Genomic DNA, 19,764 nt, shown 5'->3' on the forward strand with positions numbered 1-19,764 from the left:
AATTAATGAAGTCGTTTTACTATTTATTCCTATTGACAGCCTTTCTTGGTGGATTGTGGGGATGTAACGAGGATTTTTCGGTTGAACCAGTAAACTACGGTTCTGTCATGGGACGGGTGCTTTACAACACAACACGAACGCCTGCCGCTAATGCTATTGTACGGTTAAGCCCAACTGGCCGCACGGTTGAAACAGATTCGTCGGGTAACTTTCGGTTCGATTCAGTAACTGCCGGTAAATATACTCTTCAGACTACCCTGGAAGGGTTTTCTGCGGAGTTCATGAGCGTCGAAGCCGATCCTACCCGGGTGGCTGTTGCAACCATTTACCTGACGCCGGATAGCCGGCAAAATCGTCCGCCAACGGCACCGACCTTAATCAAGCCGGAAACAGGAGCGGATAGCCTCCCCACAACAGTAACTCTGAAATGGTCGGCAACAGATCCAACCAGAGATTCACTTTCGTACGATGTTCAGTTATTCCGGGCAGGCAGCACAACGCCCATGCTATCGCTAACAGGCGTTCGAGCCGATTCAGTGGTGGTGCGCGATTTGCAGTACAATACAACCTATTACTGGCAGGTTTTTGTTAACGATGGCGTTAACCCAGCCGTAAAAGGTGAAACCTGGACCTTCCAGACTCGGGCGTTCCCTGACTTCCAATATGTTTATGTGCGTCGGGTGGCCAATCGTTTGCAGTTATTCACGTCCAATACCACGGGTGAGCAAATTCAGTTAACCCGCGAGGGCAATAACTGGCGTCCAATTGTTAGCCCAAATCGGCAGCAAATTGCGTTCATCTCGAACATGGAAGGAGAAAACCACATCTACATCATGAACCAGGATGGTAGCAACATGCGTCGCGTAACAACCATTCCGATCATGAGCGTTTCGCCAGCCACAGATTTATCGTTTAGCTGGTCGCCAGATGGTACTCAGTTGCTGTATCCCAACAATGATCGCTTGATTCTGGTCAACGTGTTCAGCTCGGGATCACGCACTTACTTAACTGCGCCGGGTGGTCGCTTCTTTGCCGGCTGCGACTGGACAGAACAGGGTAACCGCGTGGCTGCCCGCACGACAACAACCAGCGTTTACGACAACGAAATCGTTGTTTATTCGCCACAGGGATCTGAATTTAACGCCCAGACGGTCTTCAATCGCAAACCAGGCCGCACCAGCAACCCATCTTTCCGGGTTAATGGACGCCAGCTCGTTGTTTCCCACGACACAACTGGTTTTGATAACGGTGCTGGCCGGCAATTAGGCGCTCGGTTATACTTGATCGATATACAGTCTAACACCCAGACTAAGATAGACGCGAAAACGCCAAACGGAACCAACGAGCTAGACCCACGCTTCTCACCAAACGGTGCCCGTATTTACTTTACTAACATTGACAATGCTGAAACGGGCGTTCGTAAAATCGTTGCCGTTGATGTTGATGGAGCGAACCGGACCGAACTAATTATCAATGGGGAGATGCCCGCTTGGAGGTGACGTTCTCACTGAATCATACTTATATAAAAAGCCCCGGAAGTAATCTTTCGGGGCTTTTTTATGGGTGCAAGATTAATTGATTAGGCTAAAACGGACTTTGCTTGGCTGGAGGTCTTTTCGTTCTTCTGCTCAAATTTCTTTTTATAATAAGCAATCCAACGGCCAATTAGCATTCCTCCAACAATGCCAGGTAAGGTCCAGGCGGCAATGTCAACCCATAGGTTTTCGATGGGAAGATAACGGGTGTTAACCGTGGCAAAAGCGGTTATAGTGGCAATGTATGAGCCAACCATGCGGGTGATATGGCCAAAAAACCATTCCATATTACCGTGTCTTCTTTTATCAGGATTTCGGAAATGCACAATATCATACCGGGCATGCGAAAACAGGATACCGGCGAAGAAAAAATACAGCAACCCGAACACGGCGATTGAACCTGTAGTAAAAATTTTTATCACGTTCTGAACGCCCAAACCAAACATAATCAAAGCGGCTCCTAAAGCCAGATAGGCAGCCCAATGATCCAAAGCAGTCGGCTGGTTCACCGCTTTCTTTAAACGCAGTACGCGCCGGCCAGTAAAGCACATGTAAAAGCTAAAGATGGCAATAAAAAGGAGGAATAAAGAGCTCGGTTTGAAGAAGACTAGATACAACGCGGTTAGGCAAACAACAGCCATACACCAGTAAAATATGTTCCCGGCCCGGTTGTGTACGCGCCCTCCTTTTTTAGCAATCATGGGAATAATCCCGACCAACAAAGCTGTAAACCCGGCAGCAATGTGGATAACCAGCATAATTTTCACAAGCACGCTCATCGCTTTTTCTGTTTTTGTGTCACAAGTAATTGAAACAAACGTACAGAAACGCGACATACCTCGCCCAAAAAAGGGCTGTCTGCCAATGGTTTGGGAGAAATGGGATGATGTGGGACGTTTGACAAAGGCGCTGGGCCATTCAACAAGCCTCAGGCAAGTGCTTTCAACTGGCGCACCAGGCTTTCGTTGTATTTCCGGGCCACCGGAATCTGAAACTGGCCCTCCAATAAATGCAGCTTATAGCCCTGTGCATTACCTGTCACTTTCTCTATTTTCGCTAGATTCACAATGTAGGAACGATGGCAACGGACAATAGCCTCCTGCATTGACAGGCCCTCACTACCGGCCTGATCGGCCAACTGGCCTTCCAAACGACTTAGGCTGCTGCGTAGCAATAATTTAGTGGGCTGACCATTTTTCAAGTAGGTAACCGTTGAGTAGTTGTCGCTGGATTCAATGAAAAGCAAGTCTGAGGACAGAAGCGTTAGCAAATCTTTTTCATTTTCGGCGACTAAAGTCAAAGGCATTACACGCACAGTGGGGTCATTGATTTCTGTCGCTTCGTGAACCGGCAAACTAGCCGCCGAGTTGGTATATTTTTTCAACTTAACGATGTATCCCAGGACGACAGAAGCAGTAACAGGAAATATTCCAATAATAAACGTGACCAGAATTGCCCCGATCCAGCTGCCGTGCGTGTAATCGCCAATCAGCCACGCCAGATAAAGTCGGTTGGCCACCCCAATCAGGAGTATATTAAGGATTACCCACGTAATCTCTTTTCCAACGGTCCAATGCTGATCCGTGAACAGACGGGGCGCGATCAGCGGCGGAACAAAGAAATTAATGGCCGTAACGACAAAGGTAATCAGCCCAAAACCCAGCACCTTGGCTATTTTATTAGGCGTTGCCCACTCAGCTAAACCGAACGGTTGAAAAATCAGCAGAAAAACGCCAACAAACAGACCAATAAAAAATGCTTTCCGCCAGCGCTGGCGCCGGGGTTCTTCAACAGGATACGGTTGTCTTAGGACAGAAAACATCAGCTAGTTTGCTAAAAAAGTCGCCAGCTCGCTATTTGCTGCACAAAAGAGCTCATCACCGGCGGATAAAGCACAATCATGACTACAACGCCAAAAATGGCCCCGTATAAGTGCGCATCGTGATTAATATTTCCCGCCGCTCGCCGCGATTCGTAAAACGAATAAGCCATGTAAAGTGCGCCAAAAATGAAACCGGGAATACAGATAGCGAAATACAAACAAATCGAATTCAGGGGCTGAAACAAAATGGCCGAAAACAGCAGCGCCGACACTCCGCCTGAGGCTCCCAGGGAGTTATAATTCGAGTCGTTCCGATGGCGAAACAAGGAAGGTAGGTCAGACACGACAATAGCCACCAGGTAAAAGCCAATCAGCCAGATCGATCCGTTGCCGGGGAAAAGCGCGGCAAACACCATTTCGATGACTCCGCCAAAGAAATACAAGCTGATCATGTTGAACAGCAAATGCCCAAAGTCGGCGTGAACAAAGCCTGAAGTTAGCAGCCGGTACCACTGGCCGCGCTGAAAAACTTTTTTAGGGTTCAAGAGCATGCTCTCCAGAAATACCGGGTTATTCCAGGCATACAACGAGACAAGCGTTGTTATAAGAATGATGGCAAGTGTAATGTTGATCATTATGGCTTAGCTTTCTCGTTCGATTAATTGTTTAGTAAACTCCAGCAACATGGCTTTGCGCTCTGGATTTGCCGGTAACTGATGAAGGCTGGCAAAACCGTGGGCAAAATAGTCATTGATGCGTTGTTCGGTTAACTGACGAATGCCCAAGCTATCATAAATTTGGGTAATCGCCTGTACTTTTTCCTGCTTGTCAAATTCTGTACGGCCAATCCATTCCGTCAGGCTTTCGCGCACGGCTCCGGTAGACTGCTGCAAAGCTTCAATCAGCAGAAATGTCTTTTTATTCGCAATAATATCGCCGCCTACCTGCTTCCCAAACTTAGCGGGGTCGCCATAAACGTCCAACAAATCATCTTTGAGCTGAAAGCCCAATCCAATATTAACGCCCGCCTCGTAGAGCAACTGCGTAGCCTCATCGCTCGCCCCGGCAATAATCCCTCCCAGTTCAAGGGCAAAACCCAACAGAACAGAGGTTTTTAATTTAATCATTTCCAGGTATTCGGCCTCGCTTACATCCCAGCGGGTTTCGAAATTCATGTCTAGTTGCTGGCCTTCGCATACTTCGGCAGCCGTCCGGTTAAACCGGGCAATAACGCGTTTCAGGTGGCTTGTATCGACATCTAGCAGTAATTCGTAGGCATTGACGAGCATCACATCGCCCGACAAAATAGCACTGTTCTGGTTCCACTTTTCATGCACCGTTGGCTGGCCCCGGCGGAGCGGTGCCTGGTCCATGATGTCGTCGTGCATCAGGGTAAAATTGTGAAAAACCTCGACTGCCACCGCCGGACGCAGCGCCTTTTGCCAGTTATCGTCAAACAGATACGCCCCCAGTAAGGTCATTAGCGGACGCAGGCGTTTGCCACCCAGCGCCATGATGTAACGAATCGGCTCATAAAGTTCAACAGGTTGCTCGCCGTACTGGGTTTGTTGTATCTCCTGGTGAAGTGCGTCAAGAAATAGCGCGGGACTAATCGTCGATGGTTGAGTCATGGCTCAAAAATAAGCAAAACTGCGCCCGGTTTTGTAAATGCTTCCAGAAACGTGCAGGATTAGTTCAGAGATTCTATAATTAGGACCTAACTTAGCCTGGCAATGAATTAATTGGTAATGGATACACATGGAATCACTAGAGAAAGATGCCAGTCACTGGCGGCAAAAACTGCACGAAATTGTCTTTGAATCAAATACCTTTTGGGGCAAAACATTTGATGTTAGCTTAATTGGGGCCATTTTACTGAGTATTCTGGTCGTCTTTCTGGACAGTGACGCTCAAATTCACCAGCAATATGGCACCTGGCTATACGTGGCCGAGTGGGTTTTCACGATTCTTTTCTCCATTGAATACCTTGTTCGGATTATCAGTATCCAGCGTCCGCTTTATTATGTATTCAGTTTTATCGGCATCGTTGATCTTCTGGCCATTGTGCCCGCCTACATTAGCTTGTTCGTTGCCGGAACTCAATATCTACTGGTAATCAGGGCCTTGCGCTTGCTTCGCATCTTTCGTATCCTGAAAATGTGGCACTTCATTTCGGAAGGCCAGATTATTACCAAAGCCCTTACGCGTAGCTACGTCAAAATTACCGTATTCATCATTTTCATTCTGGTTCTCGTAACCATTCTAGGTTCGATAATGTACCTGCTGGAAGGTGGTAAAAATGGCTTTGACAACATTCCTAACAGCATTTACTGGGCCATTGTGACACTCACCACGGTAGGTTACGGCGATATTTCACCGGCTACACCCCTCGGAAAATTTTTCGCGGCCATCATTATGCTCTGTGGTTATGGCATTATTGCCGTTCCGACCGGCATCGTTACCTCCGAGTTAATCAACACCGTTCAAAAAGGAACTTCGTCGGAAAGCTGCCCTAACTGCAGTCGGGAAGGCCATGACCGAGACGCCACTTTTTGCAAATATTGCGGTTCTAAACTGTAAAACGAGTGAATATATCTCGCTGATTATTAGCCACCTATTCTTACTCTGGTTTTATTTTACTGCGAATAACTTTTGTCATAAAGTTGTGAGTATGGCAAATAGGCTCGACCTTTGTGCCCCATACTACTCTTGAAATACTAGTAACATTCATCTACTTCAAATGTAAATTTTGTCAGCATTAAGCCTGGCAAAACCAATTACCTTCATTGCTTATGTGGACGTGGCTTTCGCACGGAATTCTTTCTTATCGAAAATACTGGCTCATTTTGCTCATTGCCATAACCGCTGGTATGGCTTATCTGGGCACTCGTTTGCAGCTTTCTTACCAAATTGCCCGCATTCTTCCGCTCTCCGACTCAACCCAGCAGCAGTATGAGCAATTCAAGGAACGCTTTGGCGTCGATGGCACCTTAATGGTGATCGGCTGGCAGGACCAACGCTGGTTCGATCTGCCTGTTTATCAGAAATGGTACGACATGACCAGCCAGATCAAAGCCATTCCGGGCATTAAAGAAGTACTTTCAACGGCGCGGCTATATACCGTTGAGCGCCAAGATACGCTTTGGAGCGTGAAACCCCTGGTAACGGCCCGGCCCAGCACGCAGGCGGCCGTCGATAGCATTCGACAGGCCGTAGAGCGGCTGCCTTTCTACGAGGGCCTGTTGCTTAATTCGCAGAATCGTTCGACGCTGATGGCGATTACGTTCGACGAGAGTCGCCTTAACTCCCGCGAACGAATTGCGATGGTTCAGCACATCCGCGAACACGGGGAAGCGTTCGAGAAGGCTACGGGCATTGAGGTGCACTATTCCGGTATGCCTTCCATTCGGACAGAAGTTATGAGGCGGGTTTCGGGCGAGATGAAGCTGTTTATGTTTTTGTCGGCTCTGGCAGCAGGCGGCATGGTCTGGCTTCTCTTCCGCAACATTCGCGTGGTGGCCCTATCCATGCTGGTAGTTACGATGGGCGTTTGCGTCACCGTGGGAACCTTGAGCTTATTCGGCTACGAAATTACCATCCTGACGGGCTTACTTCCACCTCTGCTGTTGGTCATTGGGATTCCTAACTGCGTTTTTCTGGTTAATTTCTACAACGCGGAGATGGCACGTCACGGCCAGAAAGACCTGGCGTTGCAAAACGCAATTCGTAAAATTGGCCTTTCCTCTTTGCTGGCTAACGTTACAACTGCCATTGGATTCGGTGTTTTCTATTTTACCAACAGCCGATTGTTGATGGAATTTGGGGTGGTGGCAGCGGTTTGCGTCATGGCGATGTACGTCATTTGCCTGATCATGGTACCGATCCTGCTTAGCTATCTACCTGATGCTTCGGCGAAAAAACAGGCCGCTTCGGAATTAAACCGGCGCGTAAAGCTGCTTGGCCTGATTGACCAGTGGGTGCAGCACCGTCGACCCGTGATTTATATCTCGATTGCGCTCATCACGGTAATTAGTGCCTGGGGACTAACCTGGATTCGGATCGAAGGCCACGTCGTTGATGATTTGCCCCAGAAAGATCCGGTCTACGCTGATCTGCGCTTTTTTGAGCAACAGTTCAAAGGGGTTTTACCGATGGAGGTCATGATCGATACCAAAAAGCCAAACGGAATCGTTGCTGATGGTGCCCGCGTTTTATACAAAGTCCGCTCGCTGGAACGTATCATGGCCGAATATCCTGCGTTTGCGAAGCCCCGGTCATTGGTAGATGGCTTGCGTTTTGCTTACCAGGCTTATCGCGGTGGTGATCCTAAATATTACGTGCTTCCTCCCTTGCTGGAACTGCAAAAAGTGGCCAATAGCATTCCGGCAGCTAACAACGTAATGGCTGGTAACAAAACCGCTCCGGCTAATGCCTCAAAACCACCGATTGGGCCTGCTTCGCTGGTTAAATCCATGACTGACAGCAGCCGGCAGATTTTGCGGGTTAGCTATCAAATGGCCGATATTGGCTCTATTCAGTTGGAAAAAATCTTATCGAACCTCCGCCCTCGCATTGATTCCCTTTTTGCCGGAACAGATTATCACGTGAGCTTGACCGGCCACAGTCTGGTCTTTCTGAAAAGTAATGATTATTTGCTTGGCAACCTGTACGAAAGTCTGGCCATCGCCATTGTATTGATCGCGCTGGTAGGCATGATCTTGTTCCGGTCCATTCCCATTATCCTCCTGTCCAAGCTTCCCTGCCTGATTCCGCTGGTTGTGACAGCGGGTATGATGGGTTATCTGGATTTACCGTTCAAGCCATCAACCATTCTCGTTTTCAGCATTGCCTTTGGGTTAGCTTCCGACGGAACAGTTTATTTTCTAACCAGTTACCGGCGGCATCTCGAAGACGGAGCCGAACCGCAGACGGCCCTTTCCGGCGCTATCTTCGAGACGGGAAATAGCCTGATTGATACCGCTTTGATTCTGGCTGGTGGATTTGCAGTATTTGCTGCCTCGGGCTTTGGAGGCACCGCCGCCCTGGGCGTTCTGGTGGCCACCACCGTATTGATGGCCTGCGTCACCAACCTCGTTTTACTGCCCGCTTTGTTACTGACGCTCAAACGATACCGCGTCTAGATTGGATTAAAATAAACGCTCAGGCCCAACCAGTTGGTGTCTTGATTCTCATACAAACTATAAGGGCGGAAGCCCGTATAAGCTTCCAACAGGAAAGTCAGGTGTCTGCTTGGCTTTCCTACCTCATAGCCTAACCCGGCGTGAACGCCCGGCTTGAAGTTGGTCTGCTGCCAAACTTTCAGGTCTATCCCACCCACGAAGCGACCGCTAGCTGTTGGCCGACGTAGATTGCGGTAATAAAATCCCGCCTGACCAGCCAATAATTTGCGGTCTTCTGGCTTACGAAGCACAAAGCCCCCTCCTATGTATTTCCGAAAGCCATTTTTTTCGTGGCTATACGTCAGGTCCAGCAATTCATAATTGGCCGCGTTAGGCAGGTAATAATTGATTTGGTTGCGGATCATGTAATCATCGCCCAGGTGCGAGGAAAGATGATACAGGCGAATTCGCCACACGTGATCCCGAACCCGGATGTTATACCAAAACCCAACCCGATAATCATTATTCATCAATTGCCGACGTTGCTTGCGAACAGTGCGATTAGGATCGGAGAAAACTTCAAATTGAGTGAACGAAGCAACATCAAGGGATAATTCGCTCGCTCGTTCGGGAGAGCGATACCACCGAAAAAAAGGTTTACGCAACCCAAAAGCAAAAGGAACGATGGTTCCATCGTAGCGCTTGCCATCCGTCCAGTAAGCGGGCAAAACGCTAACGTAGGTCTGGGCTTCCAGAGGATCAAGAACAATTGGGTCAAAGAGATGGCCAACCGGCAGAAATTCGCGGCGCGGATAGGAAGGTTCGTTTTCGCTTAATGAATCTGTTGTACTTTGAGCGCTCGCTAAGTTGGTGATTAGGGCAGCGAATAAGAAGAGAAGGGCCTTTTTCATACAGGCTTATGACCATAAAAACACCTCCGAATCAGTCAATCCGGAGGTGTTCTGCCATTTATTTAGTTATTGGTTGACCGCTTGTGCTTTAAGCTCAGCGTAATGCTTGTAGAAATACGGAATTGTCTCAATTCCTTTGTAAAAATTGAACAGTCCATAGCTCTCATTGGGTGAATGCAAAGCATCGCTGTCCAGCCCGAAGCCCATCAGGATTGTTTTGATGCCTAGTTCACGCTCGAACAAGGCCACAATTGGGATACTCCCGCCACCCCGCGTTGGAATAGCTTCCTTGCCCCAAGCCTCGCGGAAAGCCCGCCGTGCTGCCTCAAATTCAATCGAATCGGTTGGGGTGACGTATGGCTGTCCTCCGTGGTGAGGCGTCACTTTTACCTTTACCGTTGGGGGCGCAATGGCCGTAAAATGCTTCGTGAATAATTCCGTGATTTCATCCGGATCCTGATTTGGTACGAGGCGCATGGAGATTTTAGCCTGTGCTTTCGACGGCAGCACCGTTTTAGCTCCTTCGCCGGTGTAACCACCCCAAATGCCGTTTACGTCCAGCGTTGGCCGAATGGACGTGCGCTCAGGTGTTGAATAACCCGCTTCGCCAGCCACCGCATTCAGATCCAGGTCGCGTTTGTATTCTTCTTCGTCAAAAGGCGCTTTGGCCAGTTCGGCGCGCTCCTCGGCGCTTAAGTCCTCAATTTTATCGTAAAATCCTGGAATGGTAATGCGACCCTGTTCATCGTGCAGCGAAGCAATCATCCGGCACAGCACGTTAAGTGGGTTTTCTACACCGCCGCCGTAAACACCCGAATGCAAGTCCCGATTGGGTCCAACCACTTCGACCTCCACGTACGACAAGCCGCGCAAACCGGTTTCAATCGAGGGAACATCGTTGGCAATGATGCTGGTATCCGAAATCAGAATTACATCGGCCTTTAGTTTCTCCCGGTTTTCAGCCACAAAGGCACCCAGGTGATCGGAGCCAACTTCTTCTTCTCCTTCAATCATCACCTTTACATTACAAGGCAAATTATCCGTCGCCAGCATGGCTTCCAGCGCCTTTACATGCATGTAAAACTGGCCTTTATCGTCGCAGGCACCGCGTGCATAAATCCGCTCATTCCGAATCGTTGGTTCGAAAGGGGGCGTATTCCAAAGCTCATACGGATCGGCTGGCTGTACATCGTAGTGGCCATACACCAGTACGGTAGGCAACGAAGCATCGATTATTTTTTCTGCGTAAACAATGGGGTGGCCCGCCGTTTCGCATAGTTCGGCGCTATCTAAACCGGCTGCTGTCAGCTTTTCCCGTACGAGTTCGGCCGTTCGGCGGACATCATCCTTGAATTTCGGATCGGCACTAACGGACGGAATCCGCAGCAGCTCGAGCAATTCGTTTAGAAATCGCTCTTTATTTTGTTCGAGGTATGTTTGCATGGATACAAATAAAAACGCCCCCAAGTTAACATTTTGTTATCGCTTGGGGGCAAGATATATACAATGAATTCGCTAATTCTTATTTACTCATCGTCCTTACTGCGGAACCGAATCAATCTAGTCCGGTTTTCTTTTCCTTGCAGGAGGCGGCTGATGTTCTTTTTGTGCGTAATCACAACGGTCAAGAAGACAATAACCCCAAAAACGATTAACAAAGGACTTTCTGTTTTTCCAAAGGCATTGAGAATCAGCAATACCGGAAAGGCCAGCGCTGCCAGAATCGATCCCAGTGAAACATATTGCGAGGCAATCAGCACAATCAGGAAGATACCAATGCAGACTGCGGCTAGTTCGGGATGAATTGCCAAAACCATACCCAGCAGAGAAGCCACACCTTTGCCGCCTTTAAACTCGGCAAATACGGGAAATAAGTGTCCAATGACCGCTACCATCCCAAAAACCAGCTTGAACGTTAGCAGTTCGTGGGCGCCAATCACGTCGAAATAAAGCAGCAGGGTTGACAAAATTGTAGCCGTATATCCTTTCAAAACGTCAATTAGCATCACCACCGTACCAGCACGCTTGCCCAACACCCGGAAGGTATTGGTAGCACCCGCATTACCGCTTCCTTTTTTCCGAATATCAATCCCGAAAAAGGCTTCACTATACCAAACTGCGGTTGGAATAGAGCCCAGTAAATACGCCAGTACCGTCGTTGCAATGATAATCAGAACGTTCATAGAAAGATAACGCTACGCTTTCGCAGCCGAATGATTTAATATAAAAACAAGGAATATCAACAAAAAGGTTTGGTTAAGGGCAATCTTTTGTTCGTTTCTATATACGGTAGGATTGACAAAAATAGCGTTTTTGGCCATTTTATCGCTAAATTCACGTTAAAAGCGTATCGATTATTACTAATGTTCAATTGACAGGCCTTGGAACGTTTCTATTTCAGGGCGTAAACGTAAAAGCGACTAAGGTTACAATAAGTTCACATTGCTTAAGAAAGCCTCAATGCCAACTTATTTATAAGCCTTAGCCGCTTTTCTGCAAACAGAAGGTAAGCCAACTGCTAAAAACCTTCCTTTTTATCTTCCTTGTCTTTTTTCTTCTCTTCTTTTTTGGTAGCGTCTTTTTTCACGACGGTTTTGGCCTGCGGTTTTACTTTAGGTCTGGTTTTGTATTGATCCAGGTAACGATCGGTGAACAATTGTTTATCCTGCAAATCGGCGCTGGTAATCTGAATCTTATCTTTTCCAGCGTTAGCGCCGCCGGCCGTTATGCGGTCGTTAATAGCCTGATCCGAAGTCAATAAAGACAGTTGCCCCTGTTTGTAATCCCAGTAAAACCAATCTTCTGAAGAGCCTTCGAGGTAGACCGTTACCTCATCGCCGCCCATCGTCTTGCGGATCTCAACAAATCCTTCCATCTGGGCGTTGATATCCACATTTTCAATATTGGATACTCCAACGGTACCAATGCTATAGAAGGAGTTATATTTATCCGACCACCGCAGATTCACGTTCGATAGGACGAGCGAAGTAGCTAGTTTAGGGGAAGCCTGCGCTACCGAAACGTGCTGGTTCTGTGCTTTTGTCCGGTATACTTCGGTCGCTTTCTGGCCAATCAGGAAAGCGATTTTGGCGCAAAGACGATTTAAATCATCATCGGCGGCCTCGTCATTTTTTTCCTCTAGATTCACTTTGACCATCTTATCCGAAATTGCGGCGTTCAATGGCTGGGGAATCGGGAAGCCCAAAGCCAGCAGCGTATTCAAGCGGACGGTATTGCTATCGATATTGGCACGACCGGAGCCGCTCGCCAGCACAAAATTATTCGGGGCCGTATTGGCTAGCCGCAACGCTCCCTGGAAAGTCATCACACCTTTACCATCATCGAACCGGAAAGCGCCTTCCTCATCGGCCAAACCATCCTCCCCACGACTCACCACCTGGAATACCTTGGCCGTATCGTTATACGACATGGTTCCTGTTATCTTAATCAGATCTTCATCCTGATCATTTTCTTTGGTAGACAGGAAAGTAGGATAAATTCCCGTGCTTCCTCCACCCCGGAAGTGCAACCCAACTAGGAGCGGTTGATTTCCGTCGTTTTTCAGGTTTTGATCGACCTTAATACTGAATGATTCACCAATCTTTTCTTTGAACGGCAACCAGTCGCTTACCAGATTAGGGCGTTTTTTTAGCGCCATTTTGATCGCCCCGTCCATTTTCAGGTCTTTCTCCGGTGCTAGCATGACAATGTTCCCTCGGTACTGAATTTTGGGAGCCAGCATCAGGTTATCTTTTTCGTCAACCTCAGCCCGCGCCTCTGTAAAATAGGTCACGGCGGGCTGGTTGCGTCGGCTCTTACGGTTTTCGCGCGAGGCAACGGCATTGGCCGTAGTCGCCTCTTTCAGCTCAAAGCTCCCCATTTTGATGCTGGCCGTATCGCCTTTGCTGGTCGGGAACTGATAGGTAGCATCGCCCGAAAAGCGAGTTCGTGACACAACCTGGATTGTACCATTCTTTAATTTGTGGAACAAACTAACGGTGTCTAATTCCAATCGAGCTCCTTTCAACGCCATCATTTCCCCGTTTCGCTTGATGGATACCAGGCCTTTGTCGGGGTAAATTCGCGCATCGGCGGAGGTGATGTAAGGAACACCGCTGATGTTTAAGGTTGCTTTTTCTACATCATACAGACCAGCCGCAGCGTTGAAGGTTAAGCCCTCCTGCTCCTCGGTCGTGGCGGTGAACGTCGATGTTTTAACGTCCCCTTTCATGGCAATTGTCTTGGCTTTAATGTCCCACTGCGCCTTGTTAATCGAGGTGCGGTAAGCAGCGTAGGGCAATTCCAGGCTTGAGCCAACTGTGTCGCTCACGGCGGTGGCATTGGTCGAGATGGTAACGATTCCCTTAACCTGGTTAAAGTCAACATCTACGTTGGTACTCAGCAACATGGGCTTATTGGCTTGCTTATCCTGCGCCGTTACACGGAACTGGGCATTGTTAGCTAAAAACCCTTCTTTGTTGAACTTGATGCTTTCTGATACAGCTTCCGAATCGGCGCGCTTCACCTTACCGCGTCCAAACAACCCTGTCGAGCGTAGGACCAGATCACCGGCCAGATTGGTAGAGCCATTGTAGAAATTAAAGTGGTCGGCCTTAGTAGAAATTAACAGGCTGTCCGACTTTGGAAACCACTTCATGGCAAAGTTCTTCACTTCAACAGCCGGGAAATACCCTTTTCCAACAACACCTTCCTTGATTAATCCATCGGTGCCGGAGGCAATCAGTGAATCGGTCGTTATCAACATTTCCTTGGTGGGCAGGGATGCCATCAGGTGGGTAACCACACCTTCAGCCCGTAAACCCTTTTTATCCATGATCAGCTCGCCCGTAAACTTTAAGTTCCCTTTACCTCCATACAGGGGTAAGCCAGCAGCAGGCGCTTTGTAGACAAATCCCAGCGAATTGTCCGGCATGGTTTTCAGAACAGTCTTAATCGGTGGGAAAATACCATCCGAATAAAACGTCCCGTCAAAGAACATATCTCCATTGCCAAGCGTGTCGTTATCCACCGCCGGGACTTTGAAGTATACCTTTTTGTTGTATAAGATATTTCCCCGGTAAGGCTGATTGAAATAAACGGTCATTCCCTCTGGCATTACCAGGCGCTGGGTAGTCTTTTTGTTTTTCTGCAGTCCAGACTTATTTCCTTTATCCGCTAAAAACACAGTTCCCGGCTTCTCATACTGAATATCACCCCCGATTTCAGCGTCTTTGCCTTTGGGCGTGAACGTGATGGAGTCGATCTTGTTCATGTTCATCGAAAACTGGTCGTAATTGAACGCCAGCGCCTGGCCCGTATAGCGCATGTTACCTGATTTCAGTTGTCCGTTAAGCGTGAAAGCCCGGTTTTTGCCAATTCGCAGGGTCTTGTCACTGGGTACAGCCGTAATTTTCAGGGAATCGCTAATCGTGAATTTCTCAACGCCCCGAATGGTCAAAAACTTGTCATTCAGGTTGATAGTTGCGTTGGTCAGGCTGTCGTTGGAGCTGTATTTCGAGTAAATCAGGAAGCTGTCATAATCCTGTTGCTTTGCATTGGCCAACACATAAAGAACTCCTTTTCTGCTCAGCCGCATCATTTCCGACTTCGGGTCCATGGTCACATACCCTTCGGTTACCATCCGATTCATGACATCCCGCATCACTGCCGGATTAATTTTGGCAAAACGGGCCAGATCATCCGCTAAAAACGTCTGGGTTTTATTTTTTGATACGTAGTTACCAGCAATCTGTAGCGGGTGAAAACCATAATCCACCGTCAGATCCGTATAGCGTTTCGGATGGAAAAAGTCGTATGATTCAAAACGCACGGGTACTTCCCGCTTGGCGCCAATCATGTAGAAATCAACTTTATTCTTCGCCAGGTCCCAGCGCACTACTTCCGGTTGAATGTAAAACTTGTGGTAGCTATCGCTGAAGTAGGTATTTACATAACGGGTACGGGGAGACCGATAAAGCTTGGCAATGCCATTGGGACGATCATAATGAAAATTTACACCGGGATGATAAAGCGAATCTGCCGTATCGAGGTAACCTGTGAATTCGGCCAGAGGGGACGAAATGACGGAATCAGCGGAAAATTCGAAGCGCGGACTTTGCGCACGGAAGGCTGGCTTGCCTTTAAAACGAACGAGCAGACTGGCGGGAAGCCCACTGACCGATGAGCTGTATAGACGCAATCCGGCCAGGGCGACCCCACCCTTGTATTCCATTTCCTTACCCATGTTGGCCAGCACCGCATCATTCTGCCAAGACATAAAGCGCGGGTAAACGGGAGGCGATTTCTTATCCCGTTTTTTACTCGTAAACTCAAAGGTTCCTCGTACGGGTTTTGCCAGCAAACCATACGTCAGAGTAACGTCGTCTGCTGCCAGACTTGGGTTAGCAATGCCGAATGAGTAGTCCGAAAAAGTTACAAATGTTTCGGGCTGCCCGGCTACTTCCCAGGTGAACTTTCCATTCTTACCCACAAAAATCCCGTCTTTCAGGCTTACGGAACCATCTGTTTTTTGAATTGCCACGGAATCGTTTGCCGTGACCATAATCAGGTCAGCTCCCTTCAGTTCCATGACGGGTCCGATCAAAGTCGGCAGTGCCCGCCGCTTAATGACAGCAATCATTGGGGTGTTATTCATGGAGTCTATGGGCGTATCCCAACCGTCAAAGCGGCTAGCCATTGACTGTGCTTTGGCACTATCCGCAGTCGGGCTGGCTCCTGCCACTTCCGCCATGCGAAAACCAACCGTCCCTCCGTTTACAAACAACTTATTGTAGTTACTTCCGTACAATTGCCGCTTCTCACCAAATAGCCGAACCGTCTCCAAAAGCTTGTTTAGGTCCTTGGAATTGGAGTTATCCACATACTTATCCACAATTAGTAGGTAGTTATCCACATCGGCCGCCGGAATTTGCTGCGTAACTAGCAAATGATAGATGGATTCATACAGCGGAGCAAAGTGGGTGGCGGGCTGGTAACGCTTAGCCGACATTTTTCGGCTAATGGCCATGACGCGTTCTTTCTGGGAAGCAGACAGGGTATTATTGGTCCACAAGCCCTCCAGATTTTTCTGTGCTTTTTGGGCATAAGGCCCGGCCGATCCCATCAGTTTTTGCACATCACTGACAAATTGCTCAGGGTTATCGGACAATTTCACATTTTGTGCCTGCACGATTGTCGCCATAAGCAGCAATGCGCTAAGTATGCTGTATATACGAATCATATTTTTGATGAATTAAGCGGAACAGGCCGGGCAATATTATACTGCCAGACTGCTCACGATTCTACTTTTTTAAAGCTCAATGACGCCCAATTGTTTTTAGTTAGTTGCGCATCCTTTTCCAAGCCAGCTTCTACTGCTTTTTGGGTAATATCCTGAGCATCTGCTTCATAAAAACCACTAACCAACAGAGTAGCACCGGGAGCCATGCGTTGCACATAAGCGGGAATATCCTGCAAAAGAATATTTCGGTTGATATTAGCCAATACAATGTCGAACTGGCTGGCTGCGCTTACTCCGTCAATCATTCCCTGAAAAATTTCAATCTGCGGGCAACGATTCAAATCCGCATTTTCGCGGGCATTTTCGACTGCCCATTCTTCAATATCAAAAGCTACCACCTCCGTTGCGTCCTGCAAAGCGGCCAAAATGGCCAGAATCCCCGTTCCAGAGCCGACATCCAGTACTTTCTTTCCGGCGCTGTCGAGACCTAACTGGTGCTCAATCATCATGGCTGTTGTTTCATGATGGCCGGTGCCAAACGACATTTTAGGATTAATGACTATGTCGAAGGCAGACCCCCTATTAGCTCCATCCGTTGCCGCTGGTTGATGAAAAGAGGCCCTCACCCGGGCGGTTCTCCCTGAGGGATGGGTTACGTCAATGGGATGATAACTCTGCTCCCACTCTTCGTTCCAGTTCCTTTTTTCTAACGTATTGACTCGATACACTATTGCGGTTTGAGCAGCGTATTTGTCGATAACTTCCTGCAAAGCAGCCGCCTGAAAGTCGGCTTCGGGAATATAGGCGTTAAGTCCTTCGTCGGTCTCTACGAAAGAGTCAAAACCCAATTCAGCCAACTCCGCCGTTAGAATGTCCGTAAAATCTGCCGTCAGCGATACTTCTAATTCGATGTAATTCATAACCAAAGAAAATAAAAAAGGACAAGCTCTCACTTGTCCACGAATCTATAATTTGTAGCCAAATTGCTCAATGTATGGTCGCCAATAATCCAGATCATACGTATACCAGGCGTGGCAACCCATGGGCAATTTCCCTCCGTTGAGCGCTATACTCTGGGCTGGCTTCAGCTCCATGGCAAAATCAAGCGCTTCCTTTGGCTGGGGCAAGCGCATCAGTCCTCGAAACGGAATCAGGCGCGGGAAGTGCAACGAAAAGAACAAATCCTCATTGCCCGGCCAGCTTTTTTGGAAGCGGTAATAGGCCTTTAGCAAGCGTATACAGGCAGGAATTCGGCGCAGTGATAAGCCTCCGTTGAGAATGGGCCATTGCAGGTAAGGAGAAATTTTTTCCCGCAGCGTTCGTTTGCCTTCTTTCACGGGTACGATATCCTGAAACTGCGGTGCGCCCACATAGTCGTACCCTTTGGCCATCCATTCCGGCAACGAATCACGGAAAATAAAGACGTCCAGCTGGCAAATCAACATCCATTCGTGCTCCGCAAACGCTTCGTAGAAACGTTCGGAACAAAGCAACTGGTTGTAGCCGCTGATGTTCTGAAAATACGCGTCGGCAAAGGTTTTAACTTGCAACTGTGGGTATTTATCCGTCAAAACTGAAACGTCCAGATGGGCGGGTTTAACCAGGTAAATCGCGTGATTGGTAAACATCCGGACGCATTGTTCCAGCGAGATCTGTTCGTAGGCACTAAGATCTATTTTATAGACTGGAACGACAATAGCGGCTGAATTCATAACAGACTTTCTCCGTAAACCAATTAATTTTCCAGTAGATCGCCCAGAACAGTATGCATCCAATAACCGTGAAATCGTTGGTAGTTACCACGCTTAAACTCTTTCCAAACGGGCAGAACCCGCCGGTACCGCTCAGCGGGTAGGGTAACACGATGCTGGTAATGATCTCTTTGCTGGGCCAACACCTGCAATTTTTCTTTGGGAATATCTTTGCGGCTATACAGCAAATCGTACAGCTGCCGATAGCGGAGGGCTTCGGCTTCAATGTGTTTTAGTTTCTCCTGACGACCTCTGGTAAAGCGATCCCATATGGTTACTTTTTTCCGGGGCGCCTTGAAACCCACCTGCTGGGACTCGTGCTGGCGGTATTGAATTAAAGGCTCTGAGATGAAATCGATAGACCCGTGGAGCGCTGCTATCAGAGATATCCAGGCGTCATGAATCAGGTATTTGATGTGGGTGGGAAAGGGCAGCACTAAAGGAAGAAAGGAACGCCGCATGGCCATGGTTGCCCCAGTTACGACATAGCCATTAAACAGTATTTCGTAGGCTTTGTCGGCCTGCCATTTGGCTTGCGTCTGTTCACCAAACTGGACCTCTTCCCAGATTTTGCGCCCAACTGGTTTTGATGCTCCGTCGATAATATCGGCATCGGAGAAAACGACATTCACCGCCGGATTTTGCTCAAAAAACGCGCACGTTTTCGTCAACCGATCTTCGCGCCAGATATCATCCTGATCCGCAAAGACAATAATGTCACCGGAGCAATTGATGACCGCTTTTTCAAAATTTTTAGTAGAGCCCAGATTCTCTTCGTTAACTAGCAATCGAATGGGAAAAGAAACTTGTCGGCAAAACTCTTCAATCACTTGAATCGTAAAATCACTGGAAACATCATCTACAATGATAACTTCATCTGGCAAGCGGATTTGGGCAGCAATACTTTCTAACTGCTCGCGTACGTACCGATTCCCATTATAAGTACACATAGCAACAGACACGGACATCTGATTCATAGTGCCAGATTATCAATTAAATACTAAGTAAAAGGACAGGCAATATTATTTATTCTAAAACGACAAAAACAGACCTTACAGCCTGTTTTTGCTTTCTTACACGAAAATATCTACTCATACAACAGCTTCAGCCAGCACTAAAACTCTGTTATTCAGTACTTCCACTACGCCTCCATCAACCGTAAAGCTCTGTTGTCCGCCATTGGTAACAATGGTTACCGGTCCTCGTGACAACGTACTAACCAGAGGTGCGTGGCCATTCAAGACTTGGAACTGGCCCTCAATTCCCGGAAAAGTAACGGAGGTAGCTTCACCAGAGAAAACCTTTCGGTCGGGCGTAATAATTTCGAGTTGCATGTTATTCTATAAGTGGCTAAGCAGCCAGGCAAAAGGGTTTTTCAACTCGTT

Annotated in this window: 15 protein-coding genes; 3 read left to right on the forward strand and 12 right to left on the reverse strand. The window is 48.1% G+C overall.

Translation table 11 applies throughout. The annotated features are described in order from the left end of the window. The first annotated feature begins 5 nt into the window (after positions 1-5). Complete coding sequence (locus L0Y31_RS05750; protein ID WP_234736177.1) at positions 6-1,499, forward strand: carboxypeptidase regulatory-like domain-containing protein; 1,494 nt, start codon at positions 6-8, stop codon at positions 1,497-1,499. A gap of 80 nt (positions 1,500-1,579) precedes the next feature. On the opposite strand, the gene L0Y31_RS05755 is transcribed toward L0Y31_RS05750, so the two are convergent. From L0Y31_RS05755 to L0Y31_RS05770, 4 genes are all read right to left on the reverse strand, one after another. Then, positions 1,580-2,314: a DUF2306 domain-containing protein gene (locus L0Y31_RS05755; RefSeq protein WP_234736178.1), complete on the reverse strand. Its 735-nt coding sequence runs from the start codon at positions 2,312-2,314 to the stop codon at positions 1,580-1,582. Between the two features lie 149 nt (positions 2,315-2,463). Continuing rightward, positions 2,464-3,357 (reverse strand): LytTR family DNA-binding domain-containing protein, encoded by an 894-nt coding sequence (locus tag L0Y31_RS05760; RefSeq protein WP_234736179.1) that lies wholly within the window; start codon positions 3,355-3,357, stop codon positions 2,464-2,466. Positions 3,358-3,368: 11 nt separating this feature from the next. Then, positions 3,369-3,989: a rhomboid family intramembrane serine protease gene (locus L0Y31_RS05765; RefSeq protein ID WP_234737131.1), complete on the reverse strand. Its 621-nt coding sequence runs from the start codon at positions 3,987-3,989 to the stop codon at positions 3,369-3,371. Positions 3,990-3,998: 9 nt separating this feature from the next. Then, complete coding sequence (locus tag L0Y31_RS05770) at positions 3,999-4,970, reverse strand: polyprenyl synthetase family protein (protein ID WP_234737132.1); 972 nt, start codon at positions 4,968-4,970, stop codon at positions 3,999-4,001. A 145-nt stretch (positions 4,971-5,115) separates the two neighbouring features. Between L0Y31_RS05770 and L0Y31_RS05775 the strand changes: the two genes are divergently transcribed. Both L0Y31_RS05775 and L0Y31_RS05780 read left to right on the forward strand, forming a co-directional pair. Then, positions 5,116-5,937: an ion transporter gene (locus L0Y31_RS05775; RefSeq protein ID WP_234736180.1), complete on the forward strand. Its 822-nt coding sequence runs from the start codon at positions 5,116-5,118 to the stop codon at positions 5,935-5,937. A gap of 212 nt (positions 5,938-6,149) precedes the next feature. After that, positions 6,150-8,498, forward strand: coding sequence for an efflux RND transporter permease subunit (locus L0Y31_RS05780; protein ID WP_234736181.1), 2,349 nt, complete (start codon positions 6,150-6,152; stop codon positions 8,496-8,498). Here the strand turns inward: L0Y31_RS05780 and L0Y31_RS05785 are convergent. The 8 genes from L0Y31_RS05785 to atpC form a co-directional block, all read right to left on the reverse strand. Then, positions 8,495-9,388 (reverse strand): DUF1207 domain-containing protein, encoded by an 894-nt coding sequence (locus L0Y31_RS05785; RefSeq protein WP_234736182.1) that lies wholly within the window; start codon positions 9,386-9,388, stop codon positions 8,495-8,497. The genes L0Y31_RS05780 and L0Y31_RS05785 overlap by 4 nt on opposite strands. 66 nt (positions 9,389-9,454) lie before the next feature. Continuing rightward, a complete protein-coding gene (locus L0Y31_RS05790) occupies positions 9,455-10,831 on the reverse strand; it encodes a dipeptidase (RefSeq protein ID WP_234736183.1) in 1,377 nt (458 codons plus the stop codon). Between the two features lie 83 nt (positions 10,832-10,914). Further along, on the reverse strand, positions 10,915-11,571 hold the full coding sequence (plsY, locus tag L0Y31_RS05795; protein WP_234736184.1) for a glycerol-3-phosphate 1-O-acyltransferase PlsY: 657 nt from the start codon (positions 11,569-11,571) through the stop codon (positions 10,915-10,917). Between the two features lie 335 nt (positions 11,572-11,906). After that, entirely contained in the window at positions 11,907-16,628 is a 4,722-nt protein-coding gene (locus tag L0Y31_RS05800) for a hypothetical protein (protein ID WP_234736185.1), read from the reverse strand. Between the two features lie 53 nt (positions 16,629-16,681). Continuing rightward, on the reverse strand, positions 16,682-17,548 hold the full coding sequence (gene prmA / locus L0Y31_RS05805) for a 50S ribosomal protein L11 methyltransferase (protein ID WP_234736186.1): 867 nt from the start codon (positions 17,546-17,548) through the stop codon (positions 16,682-16,684). A 45-nt stretch (positions 17,549-17,593) separates the two neighbouring features. Continuing rightward, positions 17,594-18,340 (reverse strand): DUF5672 family protein, encoded by a 747-nt coding sequence (locus L0Y31_RS05810; RefSeq protein ID WP_234736187.1) that lies wholly within the window; start codon positions 18,338-18,340, stop codon positions 17,594-17,596. 23 nt (positions 18,341-18,363) lie between these two features. Beyond that, positions 18,364-19,356: a glycosyltransferase family 2 protein gene (locus tag L0Y31_RS05815; RefSeq protein ID WP_234736188.1), complete on the reverse strand. Its 993-nt coding sequence runs from the start codon at positions 19,354-19,356 to the stop codon at positions 18,364-18,366. Positions 19,357-19,470: 114 nt separating this feature from the next. Next, a complete protein-coding gene (gene atpC / locus L0Y31_RS05820; RefSeq protein WP_234736189.1) occupies positions 19,471-19,713 on the reverse strand; it encodes an ATP synthase F1 subunit epsilon in 243 nt (80 codons plus the stop codon). Positions 19,714-19,764 lie beyond the last annotated feature (51 nt).

Source organism: Tellurirhabdus bombi (assembly GCF_021484805.1).
GTDB lineage: Bacteria > Bacteroidota > Bacteroidia > Cytophagales > Spirosomataceae > Tellurirhabdus > Tellurirhabdus bombi.